Source organism: Mesorhizobium sp. M4B.F.Ca.ET.017.02.2.1, assembly GCF_003998955.1.
Taxonomy (GTDB): domain Bacteria; phylum Pseudomonadota; class Alphaproteobacteria; order Rhizobiales; family Rhizobiaceae; genus Mesorhizobium; species Mesorhizobium abyssinicae.
The window spans coordinates 1-19,278 of sequence record NZ_RZOF01000085.1 but is presented as its reverse complement, the minus strand read 5'-3'; the positions used below and the strand labels follow the sequence as shown (position 1 = coordinate 19,278).

The following is a 19,278-nucleotide window of genomic DNA, read 5'->3' as shown; positions in this document are numbered from 1 at the left end:
GGGATATCGAGCTGAGCGCACAGCATGGCGGCGAGGTCCTCGACGCAGGCGCGAAGCCCCAGGTGATCCAGGTCGGCGGGCCGCAAATTCCAGGCGGCAGCGTGTACCCTGGCGCTCAACTGATCGACGAGCATGGCAGCCCGCGTGAGGCGCTCACCCTGTTCCGGGGACCCTGCGCGGATGCCGTGCAGTTCGAGCGCGACACTGGCCAGCATCTGGCCGAGATCGTCGTGAAGCTCGCGCGACAGGCGCCGGCACTGTTCTTCCTGCACGGCGATCAAGCGCCGCGCCAGTCTCCGGCGCCGGGACTTCGAAGTGTCGCTCTCGCGCGTGTCGATACCAGCCCGCATCGCCCCTTCTGTTCTCTTGCCGCTACGTCCCCTTGTTTGAAGCAAATCCAGGCGGAAAACCGTTCCACGCTTTCCTGGAATTGCTCTATAGGAGTTGCCGTTCACGGGTTTGTGAGAAAAGGCCCCGAATTTCTGTCTCTCTGTGCAATATACACCCACATACGCCCTTATGCCTGTCAGTTTTTTCCCGGTCCCGTCGGCTTTTCCCGACAAGGACATCAGCTGAAAAACTGACAGGACATGCCGATCAGCCCGAATGTCCGGTCGCCATTTCTGCGCGCATTCTTCTTGCGTCGTCTCGGCCATCTTTGTTGCGGCCGGGAAGTTCAACGCAAACCAAGGAGAACGTCATGAGGAAGATCATTCTGGCCGCGGCTGTCCTGTCGGCTCTGACCGGTACGGCGTCCGCTGTTTCGATCGGCAGCGGCAACGGCAACGGCAACGGCAACGTCGGCGTCGGCAACGGCAATGGCAACGGCAACGCCAATACCGGCGCCTTCAACGGCAACTTCAACGGCAACGGCAATTTCGGCTTCGGCAACGGCAATGGCAACGGCAACGCGAATGCCGGCGCCTTCAACGGCAACTACAACGGCAACCTCAACGCCGGCGCCGCGAACGGCAACGGCAACGGCAACGGCAATTTCGGCCTCGGCAACGGCAACCTGAACGGCAATGCCAATTTCGGCCTCGGCAACGGCAATGCCAACGGCAATGGCAACTGGGGCATGGGTAACGGCAACGGCAACGGCAATGCCAACCAGTAGCGTCGAAAGACGCTGACGCTTCTGGGATCGCCGAGCCAGCGCCCGTCCCCCCCGCGCAAGGCTTTCGCGACGTGTCGCCGGCGGTCCCAGTTTTTTTCAATGCGAAGTTATGGAAGGAATTCGCACATGAAATCGCGCGTCCCAATGGCGCTGTGCCTGGGCCTGATCAGCGCCACCGCCGCGAAAGCCGACGGCACGACAGGCACCCAGGCCTTCAGCATGTCACGCGTCCAGCAAAGCGTCGGCCGGTACGGCCAGTCCATCGGTTCGGATGTCCGCGGCATGAATCCGCTCGGTTTCTCGGGCGGCAATGTCGGTTACAAGAACAGCGGCAGCGGCAACGTCGGCGCCTTCAACAGCGGCACCGGCAATGTCGGCGCCTTCAACGGCAACGACAACACATCGGCGACGAGCGGAAATCAGAATGTCGGTGCCTTCAACGGCAACGGCAACACCGGCGAATATGACGGCAACGGCAATATCGGCGCCGGGAACGGCAACTTCAACGGCGGCTCCTACAATGGCAATGGCAATGTCGGGGCCTTCAACGGCAATTTCAACGGCCGGGGAAACAACCGATGACCGGTCCGAGATCGCCGAGGTCCGCTTCGCCTCGCAAGCGCCAATTGGCGGCGAGGCTGCTTGAGGGAAACAGCCTCGCGCTCGGCACGCTGCTTGCCGCGATGCTTGCCGCCGACGCCTCGGCCCTGGTCAGGATTGCCGACCTTCCGATCGGTGTTGCCAACGGCCTTGGCAACACCGGCAACTTCAACGGCAACGGAAACGCCGGCAACTTCAACGGCAATGGCAATCGCGGCAATTTCAATGGCAACGGTAATGCCGGGAGCTTCAGCGGCAACTTCAATAGTGGCAACTTCAACGGCAACGCCAATTGCGGCAACGGCTTCGGCAACGGCAACGCGTCGGACGGCAATGGCAACGGCCGAGGAACTGGCGGCACTCCAGACTGGTGCCGGTTCCTGAAGGACCTGAATGGCCGGCTGGGACTGCCGCCCGGCACGATCCCGGACTTCACGCTGAAATAGCCGATGCCCAACGTTCAGCATGCCGCCTGCGCCGCTGCGCACGGGCGGCATGCGCCGGCGATCGGTCACGCCGTGACTTCGACGATCGCCGTCAGGAAGCTGGCGAGGTCGTCGGTGACGAAATCGACGTCGTCCTCATTGGCCGGGTCGCGCTCCCAGATCTCCGCGAAGGTCGGCTCGAAATTGCGCGGCACCACCAGCACCGTCGTCATGCCCAGCGCTTTCGGCACCGAGAGATTGCGGGCAAGGTCCTCGAACATCACCGCATTGTGGCCGGTGACGGAATGCAGCTCGGCGAACCGCTCATAGGTCTGGCGCGCCGGCTTGGGGTTGAGCCCGGCCGCGACGATATCGAAGATGTCGTCGAAATGCTCGAGGATGCCGAGCTGTCGCGCGGTGCGCTCGGCATGCCTGCGGTCGCCATTGGTGAAGATGAACTTGCGCCCGGGAAGCTGGCGGATCGCTGCCCCGAGCACCGGGTCGGGCACCAGCCAGGAATAGTCGATGTCATGCACCTTTTCGAGGAAGTCGTCCGGGTCGATGCCGTGGCGCGTCATCAGCCCGTTCAGCGTGGTGCCATACTCCAGGTAGAGTTCCTTCTGCAGCTTGCGCGCCTCATCGCGGGGCAGCGTCAACAGCTCGCCGACATAGGCCGTCATCTTCACGTCGATCTGCGCGAACAGGTTCGAATGGTGCGGGTAAAGCGTGTTGTCGAGATCGAACACCCAGTCCGTGACATGGGCGAAGCGGGCGGGGTCTGGCAGCGTGGTCATGGGCTCCTTATGGCACGAAATAGAATCTTCGACAGGGGATTTATCCACAACTTATGCGCGCCGCGCGCGGCGAAAATCGCGTGTCGTTTCAAATTTTAGCCATCGCCGAAAGGTCGCCTTCAGCGCTTGCTGGCACAGAAGCGGTTCTGTGGGAGTCAGCGATGAATCGCCTATTTCTGAAGTCCGCCGCGGTCGCGTGCGCCTCGGTAGCCATCTCGCTTTTGTTGACGCTGATCATCATGCCGGCACTGGGCGTCCCGCTCAGCCGCGCGATCTGGCTGACCTCCACCGTGTTCCCGCTGATCCTGGCCTGGATCGCCAGCGCCACCACCTTCTGGCAAACCGACAGGCTGAAAAGCGCGCATCGCGAACTCGCCCGGGCGCATGCCCAGCTTGCCACCGCGCACCGGCGCCTGTCGGAAAAGGCGAGCCGCGACGACATGACCGGCATGCTCAACCGCGAAAGCTTCTTTGCCGCCCTCGACGGCTCCCGGCGCAAATCCGATCGCGGCGCGCTGCTGATCATCGACGCCGATCACTTCAAGATGATCAATGACAGCTACGGCCATCTGACCGGCGACGACGCTCTTCTGCTGATCGCCAGCGCCATCGAGCGCGGCGTGCGCAGCGGCGACGTGCTTGGCCGCATCGGCGGCGAGGAATTCGCCGCCTTCCTGGTCGGCGCCACCACGCAGGAGGCCAAGCGCGTCGCCGAGCGCGTCCGCCGCGAGGTCGAGCTGATCCGCTTCCGCCCGGTCGACGAACGCACCGTGCCACTCACCGTCTCAATCGGCGGCACCATATGCGGCGAGGGCATCAACGTGTCCGAGCTGATGCGCGCCGCCGACCGGCGGCTCTACGAGGCCAAGCATCGTGGCCGCAACCTGTCGATCCTCGACCGCGATGTCTCGGAAGCCGCCTGAGATCCACCCGCCAAGAGCGCGCCCCCGGCGGCAGGCTCGCGAAATCCTAACCATGTTCGCATTCAACCGGGACGCTTATCCGGTTGTGAGGGAAGCCTGCGCTAGCATTGGCACGAAACTGGCTTTTCCTGGCGGGCGTGTGCCGTTCAGGAACGCCATGCGTGGATCGAGGCCCCCATCGAAAGACGTGTCATGAGCTTCTTCATCAAGAAAATGTCGCGCCGCGCCATCGTGCAGGCGCTGATCGCGCTGCCGGCCCTGTCCTTGTTCCGCAACCAGCCCGTCGTCGATCCCCCCAACGCCGACCCAAATGAGATCGTCGAGGTCAATGGCTGGATCCTGAAGCGGAGCGACCTCGCATGATCTTCGACAGCTACGAGGCCTTCCGCGCGTCGAATTTCGCCGCCAGGGCCTGCATCCTCGGATCCGGCCCGGCCGGCACCACGATCGCCAGAAAGCTGGGCGCCGCCGGCATTCCCGTCGTCGTGCTGGAGGCCGGATCGCGCGAATTCAGCGACGAATCGCAGGACTTCTATCGCGGCGCCACCGTCGGCGATCCCTATTTCGATCTCGACATCACGCGGCTGCGCTTCATGGGCGGTTCGTCCAACCACTGGGCGGGCTGGTGCCGGGTGCTCGACAGCCAGGACTTCGAGCCCAAGGCCTGGGCGCCGGACACCGGCTGGCCGATCAGCCGCACCGACATCGAGCCCTATCTGGGAGAAGTCCACGACATCCTCGAGCTTCCCGACTTCCAGCCCGATGTGCCAATCTCGGACGACATCCGCTGGGTGCAGCTGATCAAGAGCTCGGCCGTGCGCTTCGGCGAGAAATTCGCCGACGAGCTGGACAAGAGCAAGAACATCGCCGTCGTGCTCAACACCTATGCGACCGAACTTGCCGGCGACGGCAAGCGGGTGACCGGCGCCAGGCTGTGGTCGAACGGGCAGGATGCCGGAACCTTCAGCGCCGACTACTTCATCGTCTGCACCGGTGGGCTGGAGAATTCGCGGCTGCTTCTGTGGTCGAACCAGCGCTCGAACGGCGGCGTCGTGCCGAACGCCGCGGCGCTCGGCCGCTACTGGATGGAGCACCCAACCTTCGAGGGCGGCAATGCCATCCTCGCCGACTATGGCGAGTTCGAGGTCGACGCCGTCAACGAGGCCTTCTTTTCGCCGACACTGCCCGCCATGGAACGGCTGCAGATTATGAATTTCGGCATCCGGCTGATCGAGACGCCCTATCCGAGCGTCAAGCGGTTGATCGCCGACCTCGCCTGCACGGCGCCCGACATGGCCGAATGGATGTCAGCCAAGCTCAGCCAGCGCCTGCGTTGCGCCGCCCAGCTCTATGTCGCCTGGGAACAGGCGCCGCTGGCTTCCAACCAGATCGAGCTGTCGAAGACCGATGTCGACCACGCCGGCGTGCCGCGCATCGAACTGCACTGGAAGAAATCGCCGCTGGAGCACCGCACGATTCTCGAAGGCCTCCGGCTGTTCGGCAAGACGCTGGCCGAGAAGAACCTCGGCCGGGTGCGCATCGCCGACTGGCTGACCAATGGCGAGGACTATCCGACCAATGAGGAGCTGGCCGGACACCATCATATGGGCGGCACGCGCATGGGCACGGATGTGACCAAGAGCGTGGTCGATGCCAATTCGAAGGTGCACGGCATGGACAATCTCTATGTTGGCGGCTCCTCGGTGTTCTGCACCTCGGGCGAATGCAATCCGACGACGACGATCACCGCGCTGGCCTGCCGGCTGGGCGATCATCTGAGCAAGGTCATCGCCGTCTGAGCAATTCCAGCAACGGCGCGTCGCGGTTTTCCGTCCGGAATTGCGAAAAGATCATCCCAAAGGCAAGCGACGCCGGCAGCCGGATAGGCCGCCGGCGTCGCCCTTGGCGGGCCTTTGGGGAGAATCGTCTGCCGCCGGCCTAAAGGCCGTAGACGGCGATGCGCACCAGCACGGCTGCCGCCGCCAGCGCCACCAGCAGGATGCCGAGGCCGATCGGCGAACCCCAGCCATACCATTCCATCGCCAGCTTGGCGTATTTGAACTCCTCCTCGTGCGAGAGGGGAGTCCGCTGCTGAATCAAGCTCATTTTTTGCTCCTTGTCAGCGACCGGGACCTTGCCTTGCGCAGGCTGCGGTCGCATATTCCTACTGTCGTCTTAATGTTAGACAGATTGATAGTTAGATGATCGAAATAAAATCGTCAAGCACGAATCGCGCCGACATGACGGCAGCCATCAGTCTCGCCATCATGCGCTGGCAGGATGCGACACAGGCCTATGACGAGGCGGTGGGGGCGAGGCTCGGGCTGAACGCGGCCGAGCGCCAGTGCCTAGGGCTGCTCCATGGCGGCGCCCAATCGGCGGGCGCGATCGCGGTCGCGACCGGGCTGACCCCGGCCGCGGTCACCGCGCTGATCGACCGGCTGGAGGCGCGCGGCCTGCTGACGCGCACGCGCAGCCTGGAGGACAGGCGCAAGGTGGTGATCGAGGCGACCGACCTGACCCGCGAGCTCTCGGCGCGCTACTATGGCGCCATCGCGCGTGATGGCGAAAGGTTGATCGCCAGCTTCAGCGATGCCGAACTCGCCGCCGTCCAGCGCTTTATCACCGCCGCGCTCGACCTGCAGCGCGAGCAGCTTGCCCGGCTGAAGGCGGAGGCGCCGCAAGCCGGCTGATCCCCGAAGCGCCGGAGCTGTCCGAGCGGCGCTTGTCCGGCAAATATTCGGAGCGGTTCAGCCGCCCAATCGGCAACTGAACCGCCCTGAACGCCGGCGGGGCGACGCCGACCTCGAGGCGCGACGCGCAGAGCCGCCGCGCTTCAAGACCTTGTTTGATGCATGGCTCTCAAGACGCTGCGCGCTCTTTGAGAGCCGTTAGACCGTCGCCGGGTCAAGCGCCGGCTTGCCCTTGTGGCGGGCGACGATGCCGGCGAGATCGGCGCTGCCGAAGGCATCGCGCAGGACGTCGAAGGACGGCAGCACGAAATAGGCGCGCTGGAACTTGTCGATCTCGTAGCCAGTGCGCATCACCGTCTCGAGGTCGAAGGGCACGTGGTGCGCGTCCTTGCCCTCGACGGCGAACTGCAATTCGGTGAACGACGACATCAGCCCGGCGCCGAAAGCCTTCAGCGGCTGGCCGGCTTCCCGGATCAGCCCATATTCGGCGCTATACCAATAGAGACGGGTGATCATCTCGTCCCCGCCGAGCGCGATCACGTCCTCCGCCTTCTCGCCGTACATCTGCATGAAGTCGGCGAACACCGGCTGCGTCAGGATCGGCACATGGCCGAAGAAGTCGTGGAACATGTCCGGCTCGACGATGTAGTCGAGCTCTTCCTTCGTCCGCAGCCAGTTGGTGACCGGGAAGCGGCGGTTGGCGAGGTGGTCGAAGAAGGGGGCCGCGGGGATGAGGCCCGGCACGGCGACGATCTCCCAGCCGGTCAGGTTGCGCAGCCTCTCGCTGATCGTGTCGAAATCCGGGATCCGGTCGAGCAGGCCGAGTGCGGCGACGCCGTCGAGATAGGAGCGGTGCGCGAGCCTTTGTGTCAGCTTGGTCTGGCGGTCGCACAGCGTGCGCCACACCGCCTGCTCGTCGGCGCTGTAGTCGTAGCCCTGCGCCACGGTGAAATCGGCACGGCAGACCGAATAGTCGCCGCGCAGGCCCTGCGCCTCGCATTCGCGGGCGTAATCGGCAACGCTGATCGTCATGGCTGTTCTCCTGGCGGATTCATGAGTGGCAATCGTGTTGCCAATTTAGCCGGAGGCGGCGAGGCAATTCCGCTTTCCTAATGGTCCGCTCGCGCTATTTGAGGTAAAAGAAGCTATCGAAAAGCTGCTGGAGAGTGAAAATGCCTCAGTTTGACGATTTCGAGATCAAGATGCTCGACATCCTGCAGCGCGACGGACGCAAGCCCGTGTCGGAGCTGGCGCAGCAGATCGGCCTCTCGACCACGCCTTGCGCGCGGCGTTTCGAGGCGCTTCAGGACACTGGCATCATCAAGGGTTTTGGCGCCGTCATCAGCCGCCGCGCCGTCGGCCTGACGGTCGAGGTGTTCATCCAGGTGCGGCTGGTCAGCCACAGCGACGGCTCGCCCGAGAGCTTCATCGCCGCCGTGCAGCGCATGGACGAGGTCTCGTCGTGCTGGACGATGACCGGCGACCACGATTTCCTGCTGCATGTCATGGTGCCTTCGGTCGACGAGCTCAACGCCTTCGTCATGCACCGGCTGATGCGGCTCGATGGCGTCCGCGACGTCCACACCCAGCTTGTGCTGCAGAACATCAAGGGGCCCGGCCACGTGCCGCTCGGGCATCTCAGGAAGTAGCCACGCGCCATTATTGTGGAAAAGCTGCACCGAAACTGCTGAACAGGGCCAAGTCGGCATCCAGATCGCCGGCTAGGTCAGGCGGACCATCGAACAGGAAGGTCCGCCATGAAGATCGTGCTGATCAACCCGCCGCACACCGCCATCGGCAGCCGCGTGCCGGACGACCATCTGCCGCCGCTCGGTCTGCTGGCGCTCGGCGGTCCGCTGCTCGATGCCGGCCATCAGGTCCGCCTCGTCGATGCCGAGTTCGGGCCGATGCCGCTTCCCGCGCTCGTCGAGGATGCCCTGGGCGACGGTCCCGACTGCATCCTGATCGGCCATTCCGGCTCCACCTCGGCGCATCCGACCGCGCTGCAAATCGCGCGCATGGTCAAGGGCCGCGCGCCGGCGACGCTGGTGATCTATGGCGGCATCTTCCCGACCTATCACTGGCGCGACATACTGGCGGGAACGGAAGCCTTCGACGTCATCGTGCGCGGCGAGGGCGAGGCGACCATCGTGTCGCTGATCGAGGCGCTGGACCGGCGGCGGCCGCTCGCCGATGTGGCCGGCATCGCCTATCGCGACGATCTCGGCCGTCCGTTCGCCACCCGTTCGGCAGGCACCATCGCCACGCTCGATGATTACCGCGTCGGCTGGGAGTTGATCGACCACCGCCGCTACAGCTACTGGGGCGGCAAGCGCGCCGTGGTCATGCAGTTCTCCCGAGGCTGTCCGCATCTATGCAACTATTGCGGCCAGCGCGGCTTCTGGACCCGCTGGCGCCATCGCGACCCCAAGAACTTCGCGCGTGAGATCGCCTGGCTGCACCGCGAGCACGGCGTCGATCTGATCAATCTCGCCGACGAGAACCCGACCTCGTCGAAGAAGGCCTGGCGCGCCTTTCTCGACGCCATGATCGCTGAAGACGTGCCGGTGCTGATCGTCGGCTCGACCCGCGCCGACGACATCGTGCGCGACGCCGATATCCTGCATCTCTACCGCAAGGCCGGCGTCATCCGCTGGCTGCTCGGCATGGAGAACACCGACGAGGAGACGCTGTCATTGATCCGCAAGGGTGGCAGCACGGCTTCAGACCGCGAGGCGATCCGCCTGCTGCGTCAGCATGGCATATTGTCGATGGCGACCTGGGTGGCCGGCTTCGAGGACGAGGGCTTCCGCGACCTCTGGCGCGGCTTCCGCCAGTTGATCGCCTACGATCCCGACCAGATCCAGGCGCTCTATGTCACGCCGCACCGCTGGACGCCTTTCTTCCGCATCGCCAAGGACCGCAGGGTGATCCAGAGCGATGTCCGGCTGTGGGACTACAAGCACCAGGTGCTGAGGATGACGCGGCTAAAACCCTGGATGCTGTTCTTCAGCGTCAAGCTGATCGAGCTCGCCGTGCAGTCGCGGCCGAAGGCGCTGGCGCGAATCCTCTTCCACCGCGATCCCGAGCAGCGCCATTCGATGCGCTGGTACACGAAGATGGGCCGCCGCGTCTGGTTTTGCGAAGTCTGGGGTTTTCTGGCCCGCGACCGCCGCGTGACGGACGGGCCGACGCTCGCCGAATTCTGGGGCGCGCCGCAGGACGCCGAGGAAGAATCGATGGTGGTCATGCGGCCGCCGCGCAAGCCGGCCGAAGCGACCGTTGCAATCTCACCCGGCGCCTGAGGGGTCCTTGCCATTTACAGACATACGTAACGTATGCGTATTGACATACGTCACGTATGCACCCATCTCAGGCATACGGGGCGTATGTGAATTGTCCCGGACCATGGAACGCAGGCCCGGATCGCCAGGAGATTTGGTCTGCCACATCTGAATGGAATGACAATGAGCAAACGTGACGCAATCTTTCCTGCCGGAAGGCAGGCACTCTATGAGATCAATCGCTATTCGGCGGCGATCCGCTCGGGCGACCTTCTGTTCGTCTCGGGCCAGGTCGGCAGCCGTGAGGACGGCTCGCCCGAGCCGGTTTTCGAGAAGCAGGTCCAACTGGCCTTCGACAACCTCGCAGCTGTGCTGAAAGCCGCCGGCGGCACGTTCGACGATATTGTCGACGTCACCACCTTCCACACCGATCCTGCAGCGCAGTGGGCGGCGATCGATGCCGTTCGGTTGAAAGTGTTTGGCGAACCGCCTTACACCAACTGGACTGCAGTCGGCGTCAATTGGCTGGCCGGCTTTGATTTCGAAATAAAGGTCATCGCCCGCCTGCCTCAACCCGCCTGACAGAACAGCCAGGCTGATCGTCAGGCCGCATCAGGGCACGATCAGCGTGCCGGCGCCGTGCTCGGTGAACAGCTCAAGCAGCACCGAATGCGGCGTCTTGCCGTTAAGGATGACGACGCCTTCGACGCCGCGCTCGATCGCCTCGATGCAGGTCTCGACCTTCGGGATCATGCCGCCCGACACCGTGCCGTCCCTGATCAGCGCCTTGGCCTCGGAAACCGTCAGCTCGTCGATCAGCGTCTTGTTCCTGTCGAGCACGCCGGGAACGTCGGTGAGGAACAAGAGCCGCGAGGCCTTGCAGGCGCCGGCGATCGCGCCAGCGAAGGTATCGGCATTGATGTTGTAGGTGTGGCCGTCGCGGCCGGGCGCCACCGGCGCCAGCACCGGGATCATTTCGGAGCGCGCGAGCAGGTCGAGCAGCGTGCGGTCGACCTCGACCGGCTCGCCGACGAAGCCGAGATCGAGCACCCGCTCGATGTTGGAGTCCGGGTCGATCATGGTCTTGCGCGCCTTTTCGGCGAACACCATGTTGCCGTCCTTGCCGCACAGCCCGATCGCCCATTCGCCCTCGGCGTTGATCAGCGCCACGATCTCCTTGTTGATTGAGCCGGCTAGCACCATCTCGACGATCTCGACCGTCTTCTGGTCGGTGACGCGCAGGCCGCCTTCGAATTTGGATTCGATGCCCATCTTGTTGAGCATGGCGCCGATCTGCGGTCCGCCGCCATGCACCACGATCGGATTGACGCCGGACTGTTTCAAGAGCGCGATGTCGCGAGCGAAGGCCTTGCCGAGCTCGCTGTCGCCCATAGCGTGGCCGCCATATTTCACCACGACGGTCTTGTTCTCGTAGCGCTGCATATAGGGCAGCGCCCGCGAAAGCAGCGCGGCCTGCATTTCGGCGGTGGCGGCGATGTCCGTCATCGGTCTTGTTCCCAAAGTGGCAAGGATGGCGCGCGTCTTAGCGGGAATTGGTTCGGGTCGCAAACGGCTTTGCTGTCACAATTTATGAAATTGGCTGAGGCACCTTCAGCGGCGCCCGCCGCTTCTGCCAGCCCGAGATCTTCTCCATCTGCGCGGCGAAGGACAAAAGCGTCTCCTCGTCGCCCGGGCGCCCCGCCGCCTGGATGCCGAGCGGCAGGCCGGCCTCGGTGACATGGACCGGCAGCGCGATCGACGGCTGGCCGGTGACATTCTGGATCGCCGGCCAGTGGGTGAACCAAAGGCTTTTGTCCATCAGCTGCCCGAGGAACGATTTGATCCTGAGCAGCCTGGTCAAATGCAGTTTGTCCAGCAGGTTCTCGATCAACTCGTCGGCGCCCTTCGGATCCATGGCGCCGCAGGCCAGCGGCGGGTGCGCGATGATCGGCATCAGCACGGCGTCGTACGGCGCCGTCTCGGCGATCAGCCGGCGCGACGTGGCGTTGAGCCGCTGCAGGATCTCATAGAGTTCGCCGGCCGGGATGATATCGCCGAAGCGGGCAAGCACGCGCGTGGCCCGCTCGACGTCGCCGAGAACGCCGCGGCCGACGCGCAGCGCCTCGGCGCGTATCGTGCCGGCCACCGCCGAGGTCACCGTCTTGCAGAAATCGGCCATGAAATCGCGCCCGATATAGGGCAGGTCGATCTCTTCGACCGTATGGCCGCCCTCGCGCGCCAGCGCGATCGCCGTGTCCAGCGCCCTCAGCGTCTCGGCCGAAATCGGCAGGCCGAGCGGCGACTTTCGGTAGACGGCGAGCCTGAGCTTGCCGGGATCGCGCGCCGCGGCCGCGGCGAAGCTGCCTTTCGGCGCCGGCGCGCCATAGGGCGACAGCGGATCCGGCCCATGCGTCAGGTCGAGCAGCCGCGCCGAATCCCGGACCGATCGGGCGACCGCGTGGTCGACGACCATGCCGAACCAGCTTTCGCTGGTGAGCGGCGTCAGCGGCACGCGGCCGCGCGAGGTCTTCAGGCCCACCAGCCCGCTGCAGGCCGAAGGCACCCGGATCGAGCCGCCGCCATCGGAGGCATGTGCCGCCGGCACCACGCCGGCAGCCACCAGTGCCGCCGCGCCCCCCGACGAGCCGCCGGTTGTGTGGCCGGTATTCCACGGATTGCGGGTGATGCCGAAAGCCGCCGATTCCGTCATCAGCCGCAGCCCATGCTCGGGCGAGGTGCTTGTGGCGATCGGGATCAGGCCGGCGGCGAGATGGCGCTCGACCATCACCGAATTGTAGTCGGCCGTGAAAGCCGGGATGCGGCTGCCGCCATGGATCGGCACGCCCTTCAGGCCGATGCCGAGGTCCTTCAGCGCGAAGGGCACGCCGGCGAGCGGCAGCGTGCGGTCGACCGTCCTGGCGCGTGCCCGCGCCGCATCATAAAGCGGCTCGGCGATGGCATTGATGTCGGGGCGCGTCGCCTCGGCGCGCGCGATTGCCGCGTCGACAAGCTCCTGCGGCGAGAGCTCACCCTTCTGGACAAGGCCGGCCAGGCCGGTCGCATCCTCTTCCCACAGCACCCGCTCGACCGACATCGCCGCTGTCCTCCGCCGGCCCGGAGGCTAGCGGCAGCCGATTTGCTTGGCAACGGCGCGCTAACCCATCGTCGGCAAAGATCATCGCAAGCTTTGAGCGGGACAGTATTGCCTGCGCCGTTGCAAATGTATGGCAATCCTCTAATTTGCCGCCATGGCGCCGCAGGATATCAGCCAGCTGATCGTCCGGACTTCAATGAAGGACCGGGCAGCGTTTGATCTGCTCTACCGGCAGACCAGCGCGAAACTTTTCGGCGTCTGCCTTCGTGTATTGAAGGACAGGGGAGATGCGGAAGAAGCGCTTCAGGAGGTCTTCGTCAAGATCTGGACGAAGGCGGATCGTTTCGCGGTCTCCGATCTAAGCCCGATTTCCTGGCTGGTGGCCATTGCGCGCAATCATGCGATCGATCGCATCCGGGCGCGGCGAGAGCCAGCCGCCTATATCGATGCCGCGCTCGACGTGGCCGATCCGGCGCCGGGACCGGAGGCCATGGCCGTGGCGGGCGGTGAATCCGTGCGCATCTACCATTGCCTCGATGAGTTGGAGAAAGACCGGGCGGCGGCCGTCCGGGGCGCCTATCTGAACGGCGAAAGCTATGCCGAGCTGGCGGAGCGCCATGGCGTGCCGCTGAACACGATGCGGACCTGGCTGCGGCGCAGCCTGTTGAAACTCAGGGAATGCCTGGAAAGATGACGCTGGCAGAGGAAAACGGACCGGAACGTGGAGGCGACGACCTGTTCGCCGCCGAATACGTTCTTGGCGTCCTGGCCGCGGACGAACGCCAGATCGCGTCCCGCCGCATCGAGGCAGACGCCGCTTTCGCGCGTCTTGTCGACCGCTGGGAGGTTCACCTTTCGCCGATGGCCGCAGCCTTTCCGGAGACCGAGCCTCCGATCAGGGTCAAGGAGGCGATCGATCGCCGGCTGTTCGCGCAAGAATCGCGCCCCGGTCTCTGGTCGAGCCTCGCCTTTTGGCGCGGCCTCGCCGCCGCGGCGGTGGCTGCGCTGGCGATCGCCATTGCCTTGCCCTACGTCAATCCGCCGGTGGTCGAGCCGCAGGCGCGGCTGGTCGCCTCGCTGGCCGCCGACGGCAGCGACGTCAAATATCTCGTCGTCTACGACGCGGCGCGGCGCGATGTCGGCCTCTCTCTTGTCTCCGGCGAGCGCGCCGCCGGCAAGGATTTCGAGTTGTGGATGATCGAGGGTAAGAACGCGCCGGTCTCGATGGGCGTCATCCCCGCCGGCCAGACCACGCATATGGCGGTCACGCCGGCCGTCGAGCAGAAGCTCGCGCAAGGCGCCGTGCTCGCGGTCAGCGTCGAGCCTGTCGGGGGCTCGCCGACCGGCCAGCCGACCGGGCCGGTTGTCGCCGCGGGCGACCTGAGGGGCATCTAGTCTCTTCGAGGGCCGGGCGCTCTGCCTGAAAGAATAATCGAAATCTATCCTGCGTCAGGTTGGAGCTAGGAAAGTTTCTTTCCGGCCGCGCGCTCGTCAGCATAATTTCGTCGCGCACAAGGCCAGATAAAAATTTTTGAGAGCCGGACGAAACTCGCGCAAAACTGCCCCGTATCTCCTGGTGTTCCCAAAAACGGGCAACGATATCCAGAGGAGATAGAAATCATGCGTAAATTCGCCACCCTTTTGCTCGCCGGTACTATTGGTCTTTCCACGCTCGGTGCCGCCGCCTATGCCGCCAATCCGATGGTCGGCGGCGCGCCGATGTATGCCAAGAAGAACATCATCGAGAATGCCGTCAATTCGAAGGACCACACCACGCTGGTCGCTGCCGTCAAGGCCGCCGGCCTGGTCGACACGCTGCAGGGCGCCGGCCCGTTCACCGTCTTCGCGCCGACCAACGAGGCCTTCGCCGCGCTGCCCGCCGGCACGGTCGAGACGCTGCTCAAGCCCGAGAACAAGGACAAGCTCACCAAGATCCTGACCTGCCACGTCATCGCCGCCAAGGCGATGGCCGCCGACGTCGCCAAGATGGCCAAGGCCGATGGCGGCGCGCACAAGGTCAAGACCGCCGGCGGCTGCGAACTGACGCTCAAGGCCGACAAGGGCAAGGTCACCGTGACCGACGAGAACGGCAATGTCGCCAATGTCACCATCGCCGACGTCCGGCAGTCTAACGGCGTCATTCACGTCATCGACAAGGTGCTGCTGCCGAAGATGTAACAAAGACGCCGCTGCCAGCGAAGACATGGCAAAGGCCTTCCCCGGTTGCGCGGCTCCTCTCCTGTAGGCCGTGCGACTGACAGCTTGCTCCGCGCCGTCCACGTGAAGTGGAGCCGGCGCGGAGTTTTCGTTGGGAGGCGTCAACCGCTTTTGATTTTCGCTTGGCGCGAAAATCTGGCAAACCGGCATTGGAGGAATTGTCCCATGAACCGTCGCGATCTTCTCCTGAGCGGCGCCGCGGCCGCCGCGGTGCTGGCCGGCACGGCTGCCTTGCTGCGCATTGGTGGCGCGCCAGACGCCCGCGCCGCCGAGACCTTCGAAGTGACCAAGACCGACGCCGAATGGCGCGCCATCCTGTCCGACGCGGCGTATGATGTGCTGCGCAAGGAAGGCACTGAATATCCGGGCACCAGCCCGCTGCTCGACGAGCACCGCAAGGGCATCTTCGCCTGCGCAGGCTGCGACCTGCCGGTCTATCCCTCGGAGACCAAATTCGATTCCGGCACCGGTTGGCCGAGCTTCTGGCAGGAAATTCCCAAGGCCATCGGCACGACCGCGGACCGCTCGCTCGGCATGACCCGCACCGAGGTGCATTGCCGCCGCTGCGGCGGCCATCTCGGCCATGTCTTCGACGATGGTCCGGCGCCGACGGGCCTGCGCCATTGCATCAACGGCGTGGCGCTGAGCTTCAAGCCGGCCGCCGCCTGAGACGCGCTTAGTTCAGGCCGAGAAGCATGATGCTGGGCTTGGTCAGCATCAGCCAGAAGATGGCGACCACGGCGAAGAAAGCCGGAAAACCGAACGCGAACCAGACGCGGTAGAGGCGGTCGAAGCCTGGTGGCAGGCCGGTCGCTTCCGCCGCGGCGTGCCTGGCCATGTCGCGCAAGCGGATCTGGATCCAGACCACCGGAAGCCAGAACAGGCCGATGACCACATAGAGCGCCAGTGACAGCAGGATCCAGCCTTCGTTGAGCGGCCAGCCGACGACGCGCGCCAGTCCGTACCCGGTCAGCGGCTGCAGCACCACGGCAGTCGCCGTGAAGATGGTGTCGGCGATCACCACGATGCCGGCGACATGGGCGATGATGCGGGGGTCGCGGGTCCTGACGGCCATCGCCATGAAGAAGGCGATGCCGATGCCGGTGCCGAACAGCACCGTCGCGCCGAGCACATGGACAAGTCGCAGCACGTCTTCCAGCGCCATCAGCGTTCGTCCAGAATGGCAAGGGCCGTGAGCGCCAGCAGGATCGACGGCACCACTTTGACCAGGGGGCCGAGCGGATCGAGCCAGAGCGCCGGCTCCGCGAATGTAGCGGCAAGCAGGTAGGCGAGCGTCAGCACCAGCATGCCGATCAGAGCACGCCGCGCCCAGGGCCGGAAAAGCACCGCAAGCCCCAGCGCGACATCGGCAAGACACGTCACCGCCACCATCGCGTTCGCGGCGCGGCCAGGCAGGAAGTTTGCGAAATGGCTGCGCGCCGCCTCGAATGCCAGGAACGGCGCGAGGCCGGAAATGAGCCAGAACAGCGCCAGCGTGACGATGATAGGCGCTTTCAAGAGATAGAGCCGGGCGAACCATAGATCCTGCACGCCCGAAGGAGCGGCGGCGAGCGTCTCGGCCGCCGACGAAAGGCGCTGGTCTGTGCCTGGCTGCCGCCGGACCTCGACACCGCCCGCCATCACCGCCAGTGCGGTCGAGCGGAGCGGCGAGCGCCAGCCGAGCCGGCCGGCGAGATCGGCCAGCCACGTCACCGGCCGTGCGGCCATCGGCGGAACGGCAATCACAGGGGCCGGGGGCAGGCCGAGCCAGTTGCGATGCAAAAGGACTAGGTCCTTCAGCGTCAGGCCTTCATCGCCGCCGAGCGAGAGGTCCGAGCCGGAGGGCAAGACGCCGCCGATCGCGGCGCTGACCGCGCCGGCGACATCGTCGAGCGCGACCGCCGTGACCGGGCTGTCGGCGTAAGCCAGAGGGATCGCCAGCGGGAAGGCCGCCAGCGCCCTCAACAAGGCGGAGCCGCCATGCGCATTGCGGCCGAGCACCAGCGCCGGCCGCAGGATGACATGGCGCACGCCGCTTGCCGCGAGCGCCCCGTCGGCCCGCCTCTTGGTGTCGAGAAAGGGCAGGTCGCGGCCGGTTCCCCCTGTGTCCGCCGAGATCTGGACGATCAGCAATTCCCGGTCGCGCGCAGCCTCATAGAGAGCGAGCATCGCCTTTTCCTGGGTGGCCGTCAGGTCATCGGCGAGCCCGTCCTGAAGCGCGCCGGCGCAATTGACGACGGCCTGCTGGTCATCCAGTGCGGTCTGCCAGTCCACGCTCCGCGTCATGCCGGCGAGATCGGCCTTCAGCCAGCGCGCCTGCGGCATCTTCAGCGCCGCGCGCGCCGGCTCGCGTCCAAGCCCAGTGACCTGGTGGCCTTCCTCCGCAAGTCTTCTTGTGACGGCGGACCCGATGAAGCCGGTCGCGCCGAGAATCAGGATGTTCATGCCGGAACTTTAGCTGAAACCACTTCGGCCGAAACCAGTTCGGATGGCTCTCATCCAAGGCGCGATCGCCGCCGACGCCTCGCCGCCAAACGGGTGGAGTTAAAGCATGCCCCCGGAATCGTCGCCGATTCCGGGGTCATGCACGAGGGGCGCCAGGCGGGGGTTCCGGCGCGCCTCAATGGCCTCCGCCACCGCCGCCGGCCTGGTCGGCCGGCTTGCGGATGAACAGGACGAACAGGCCGAGCGTGGCGAACAGCACCGTCAGCATGTAGAACACGTCCATGAAGGACAGCAGCGATGCCTGCTGCTGGACCATGCCGGACAGCTTGGAGATCGCCGCCTTGGTGGCGTCGAGACCGGCGGTCTGCTCGAAGTTCATGGTCATGTTCTGCAGCTTCTGCTGCGCTTCGGCGCTGCCCCACTGCACATGCTCGGCGAGCCTGGCATAGTGGAAGGCGTTGCGGTCGATCAGCACCGTGTTGATGACGGCAAGGCCGACGGCGCCGCCGAGGTTGCGGGTCAGGTTGAACAGGCCAGACGCATTCTTCAGCCGCTCCGGCGGCAGCGTGCCGAGCGCGATGTTGTTGATCGGCACCATGCACAGCATCATCGAGCAGCCGCGCAGGATCTGCGGGATAAGCAGCTCGTAGAAATCCCAGTCGGCGGTCAGATGCGTCATCCACCAGGTGCCGGTGGCGAAGCCGAAGAAGCCGATCATCATCATCAGCCTGAGATCGATCTTGTTCGACAGGATGCCGGCAACGGGCGCTGTGAAGAACATCGCCAGGCCGCTGACGAACAGCGCTTCGCCGATCATCATCGAATCGTAGCCGCGGATGCGGCCGAGGAACACCGGATAGAGATAGGTGAGCCCATAGAGGCCGATGCCGACGACGAAGGAGAACAGCGAGCCGAAGGCGAAGTTGACGTTGGTGAAGGCGCGCAGGTCGACGATCGGCTCCTCGGCGGTGAAGGCGCGCCAGAAGAACAGCACCGCGCCGATGCTCATGACGGCGGCGCAGAGGAACACCGCCTGGTCCTGCAGCCAGTCGTTGTTCGGGCCTTCCTCCAGCACATATTCCATGCAGCCGAGGAAGGCGGCCATGCCGGCGAGGCCCCACCAGTCGAACTTCGAGAACAGCTTGAGGTTGGGCTTGTCGAAATCGATCAGCGTCCAGGCCGCCGTCGCCACCAGGATGCCGGGCACGACATTGATCAGGAACAGCCAGTGCCAGGACATGGCGTGGCTGATATAGCCGCCGACCGTCGGGCCGATCGTCGGCGCCAGCGTCGCCACCAGGCCGATCATCGGCGAGACGACGGCGCGGCGCGACGGCGGGAAGATGGTGAAGGCGGCAGCGAAGACGCTGGGGATCATGCCGCCGCCGATGAAGCCCTGGATGGCGCGGTAGACGATCATCTGGTCGATGTTGGTGGCGGTCGCGGCCAGCGCGCTGGCCGCGGTGAAGCCGGCGGCAGCGATTGTGAACAGGACCCGCGTCGACAGCATCCGGCTGAGGAAGCCGGACAGCGGGATCATCACCACCTCGGCGATCAGATAGGCCGTCTGCACCCACGGGATCTCGTCCGAGCTGGCGCTCAAGCCCGCCTGGATCTCGGCCAGCGAGGCCGAGACGATCTGGATGTCCAGGATCGCCATGAACATGCCGAACACCATCGCCAGGA

At 65.0% G+C, this 19,278-nt stretch carries 23 protein-coding genes; 14 read left to right on the top strand and 9 right to left on the bottom strand.

The annotated features are described in order from the left end of the window. A partial coding sequence (locus EN738_RS35460; protein ID WP_245494512.1) for a histidine kinase occupies positions 1 to 272 on the bottom strand: 272 nt, incomplete at its 3' end. A 428-nt stretch (positions 273 to 700) separates the two neighbouring features. Here EN738_RS35460 and EN738_RS35455 point away from each other — a divergent pair. The 3 genes from EN738_RS35455 to EN738_RS13215 all read left to right on the top strand — a co-directional run bounded on the left by EN738_RS35455 (position 701) and on the right by EN738_RS13215 (position 2,163). After that, entirely contained in the window at positions 701 to 1,117 is a 417-nt protein-coding gene (locus EN738_RS35455) for a hypothetical protein (protein WP_189340673.1), read from the top strand. Between the two features lie 126 nt (positions 1,118 to 1,243). Then, positions 1,244 to 1,699: a hypothetical protein gene (locus EN738_RS13220; RefSeq protein WP_127284075.1), complete on the top strand. Its 456-nt coding sequence runs from the start codon at positions 1,244 to 1,246 to the stop codon at positions 1,697 to 1,699. Between the two features lie 101 nt (positions 1,700 to 1,800). Then, entirely contained in the window at positions 1,801 to 2,163 is a 363-nt protein-coding gene (locus EN738_RS13215; protein ID WP_127284074.1) for a hypothetical protein, read from the top strand. Positions 2,164 to 2,228: 65 nt separating this feature from the next. Here EN738_RS13215 and EN738_RS13210 read toward each other — a convergent pair whose 3' ends face one another. Beyond that, the gene (locus EN738_RS13210; protein ID WP_127284073.1) at positions 2,229 to 2,936 is read right to left on the bottom strand and encodes a pyrimidine 5'-nucleotidase; all 708 of its coding nucleotides are present in this window, start codon (positions 2,934 to 2,936) and stop codon (positions 2,229 to 2,231) included. 161 nt (positions 2,937 to 3,097) lie between these two features. On the opposite strand from EN738_RS13210, the gene EN738_RS13205 reads away from it, so the two are divergent. The 3 genes from EN738_RS13205 to EN738_RS13195 all read left to right on the top strand — a co-directional run bounded on the left by EN738_RS13205 (position 3,098) and on the right by EN738_RS13195 (position 5,658). Continuing rightward, positions 3,098 to 3,859 (top strand): GGDEF domain-containing protein, encoded by a 762-nt coding sequence (locus EN738_RS13205; RefSeq protein WP_127284072.1) that lies wholly within the window; start codon positions 3,098 to 3,100, stop codon positions 3,857 to 3,859. A 192-nt stretch (positions 3,860 to 4,051) separates the two neighbouring features. Further along, positions 4,052 to 4,222, top strand: coding sequence for a hypothetical protein (locus EN738_RS13200; RefSeq protein WP_127284071.1), 171 nt, complete (start codon positions 4,052 to 4,054; stop codon positions 4,220 to 4,222). After that, a complete protein-coding gene (locus tag EN738_RS13195; protein ID WP_127284070.1) occupies positions 4,219 to 5,658 on the top strand; it encodes a GMC family oxidoreductase in 1,440 nt (479 codons plus the stop codon). The genes EN738_RS13200 and EN738_RS13195 overlap by 4 nt, the downstream gene beginning before the upstream one ends. A 139-nt stretch (positions 5,659 to 5,797) precedes the next feature. Here the strand turns inward: EN738_RS13195 and EN738_RS35450 are convergent, their stop codons facing one another. Continuing rightward, entirely contained in the window at positions 5,798 to 5,965 is a 168-nt protein-coding gene (locus EN738_RS35450) for a hypothetical protein (RefSeq protein WP_187331341.1), read from the bottom strand. Between the two features lie 95 nt (positions 5,966 to 6,060). Here EN738_RS35450 and EN738_RS13190 point away from each other — a divergent pair, with 95 nt between their 5' ends. Further along, positions 6,061 to 6,552, top strand: a complete 492-nt coding sequence (locus tag EN738_RS13190) for a MarR family transcriptional regulator (RefSeq protein WP_127284069.1) — start codon at positions 6,061 to 6,063, stop codon at positions 6,550 to 6,552. Positions 6,553 to 6,750: 198 nt separating this feature from the next. Here the strand turns inward: EN738_RS13190 and phhA are convergent, their stop codons facing one another. After that, a complete protein-coding gene (gene phhA / locus EN738_RS13185; protein WP_127284068.1) occupies positions 6,751 to 7,584 on the bottom strand; it encodes a phenylalanine 4-monooxygenase in 834 nt (277 codons plus the stop codon). 140 nt (positions 7,585 to 7,724) lie between these two features. Here phhA and EN738_RS13180 point away from each other — a divergent pair, with 140 nt between their 5' ends. The 3 genes from EN738_RS13180 (at position 7,725) to EN738_RS13170 (ending at position 10,418) form a co-directional block, all read left to right on the top strand. Continuing rightward, the gene (locus tag EN738_RS13180) at positions 7,725 to 8,201 is read left to right on the top strand and encodes an Lrp/AsnC family transcriptional regulator (RefSeq protein WP_127284067.1); all 477 of its coding nucleotides are present in this window, start codon (positions 7,725 to 7,727) and stop codon (positions 8,199 to 8,201) included. Between the two features lie 108 nt (positions 8,202 to 8,309). Then, the gene (gene bchE, locus EN738_RS13175; protein WP_127284066.1) at positions 8,310 to 9,857 is read left to right on the top strand and encodes a magnesium-protoporphyrin IX monomethyl ester anaerobic oxidative cyclase; all 1,548 of its coding nucleotides are present in this window, start codon (positions 8,310 to 8,312) and stop codon (positions 9,855 to 9,857) included. A 162-nt stretch (positions 9,858 to 10,019) separates the two neighbouring features. Then, positions 10,020 to 10,418 (top strand): RidA family protein, encoded by a 399-nt coding sequence (locus EN738_RS13170; RefSeq protein ID WP_127284065.1) that lies wholly within the window; start codon positions 10,020 to 10,022, stop codon positions 10,416 to 10,418. 30 nt (positions 10,419 to 10,448) lie between these two features. On the opposite strand, the gene argB is transcribed toward EN738_RS13170, so the two are convergent. Both argB and EN738_RS13160 read right to left on the bottom strand, forming a co-directional pair. Continuing rightward, positions 10,449 to 11,342 carry an acetylglutamate kinase gene (gene argB / locus EN738_RS13165; RefSeq protein WP_127284064.1) on the bottom strand — a complete coding sequence of 298 codons (894 nt, stop codon included), beginning with the start codon at positions 11,340 to 11,342 and terminating at the stop codon, positions 10,449 to 10,451. Between the two features lie 82 nt (positions 11,343 to 11,424). After that, positions 11,425 to 12,930, bottom strand: a complete 1,506-nt coding sequence (locus EN738_RS13160) for an amidase (protein ID WP_127284063.1) — start codon at positions 12,928 to 12,930, stop codon at positions 11,425 to 11,427. 154 nt (positions 12,931 to 13,084) lie between these two features. Between EN738_RS13160 and EN738_RS13155 the strand changes: the two genes are divergently transcribed. From EN738_RS13155 to msrB, 4 genes are all read left to right on the top strand, one after another. Beyond that, complete coding sequence (locus tag EN738_RS13155) at positions 13,085 to 13,624, top strand: sigma-70 family RNA polymerase sigma factor (protein WP_127284062.1); 540 nt, start codon at positions 13,085 to 13,087, stop codon at positions 13,622 to 13,624. Beyond that, the gene (locus EN738_RS13150; RefSeq protein ID WP_127284061.1) at positions 13,621 to 14,325 is read left to right on the top strand and encodes an anti-sigma factor; all 705 of its coding nucleotides are present in this window, start codon (positions 13,621 to 13,623) and stop codon (positions 14,323 to 14,325) included. The genes EN738_RS13155 and EN738_RS13150 overlap by 4 nt, the downstream gene beginning before the upstream one ends. 225 nt (positions 14,326 to 14,550) lie before the next feature. After that, positions 14,551 to 15,108, top strand: a complete 558-nt coding sequence (locus tag EN738_RS13145; RefSeq protein WP_127284060.1) for a fasciclin domain-containing protein — start codon at positions 14,551 to 14,553, stop codon at positions 15,106 to 15,108. Positions 15,109 to 15,312: 204 nt separating this feature from the next. Continuing rightward, positions 15,313 to 15,816, top strand: coding sequence for a peptide-methionine (R)-S-oxide reductase MsrB (msrB, locus tag EN738_RS13140; protein WP_127284059.1), 504 nt, complete (start codon positions 15,313 to 15,315; stop codon positions 15,814 to 15,816). A 7-nt stretch (positions 15,817 to 15,823) separates the two neighbouring features. Here the strand turns inward: msrB and EN738_RS13135 are convergent, their stop codons facing one another. The 3 genes from EN738_RS13135 to EN738_RS13125 all read right to left on the bottom strand — a co-directional run. Then, positions 15,824 to 16,312 (bottom strand): DUF2269 domain-containing protein, encoded by a 489-nt coding sequence (locus tag EN738_RS13135; protein ID WP_127284058.1) that lies wholly within the window; start codon positions 16,310 to 16,312, stop codon positions 15,824 to 15,826. Beyond that, the gene (locus EN738_RS13130; protein WP_127284057.1) at positions 16,312 to 17,592 is read right to left on the bottom strand and encodes an SDR family oxidoreductase; all 1,281 of its coding nucleotides are present in this window, start codon (positions 17,590 to 17,592) and stop codon (positions 16,312 to 16,314) included. The genes EN738_RS13135 and EN738_RS13130 overlap by 1 nt, the downstream gene beginning before the upstream one ends. A 175-nt stretch (positions 17,593 to 17,767) precedes the next feature. Further along, a partial coding sequence (locus EN738_RS13125) for a DHA2 family efflux MFS transporter permease subunit (RefSeq protein ID WP_127284056.1) occupies positions 17,768 to 19,278 on the bottom strand: 1,511 nt, incomplete at its 5' end.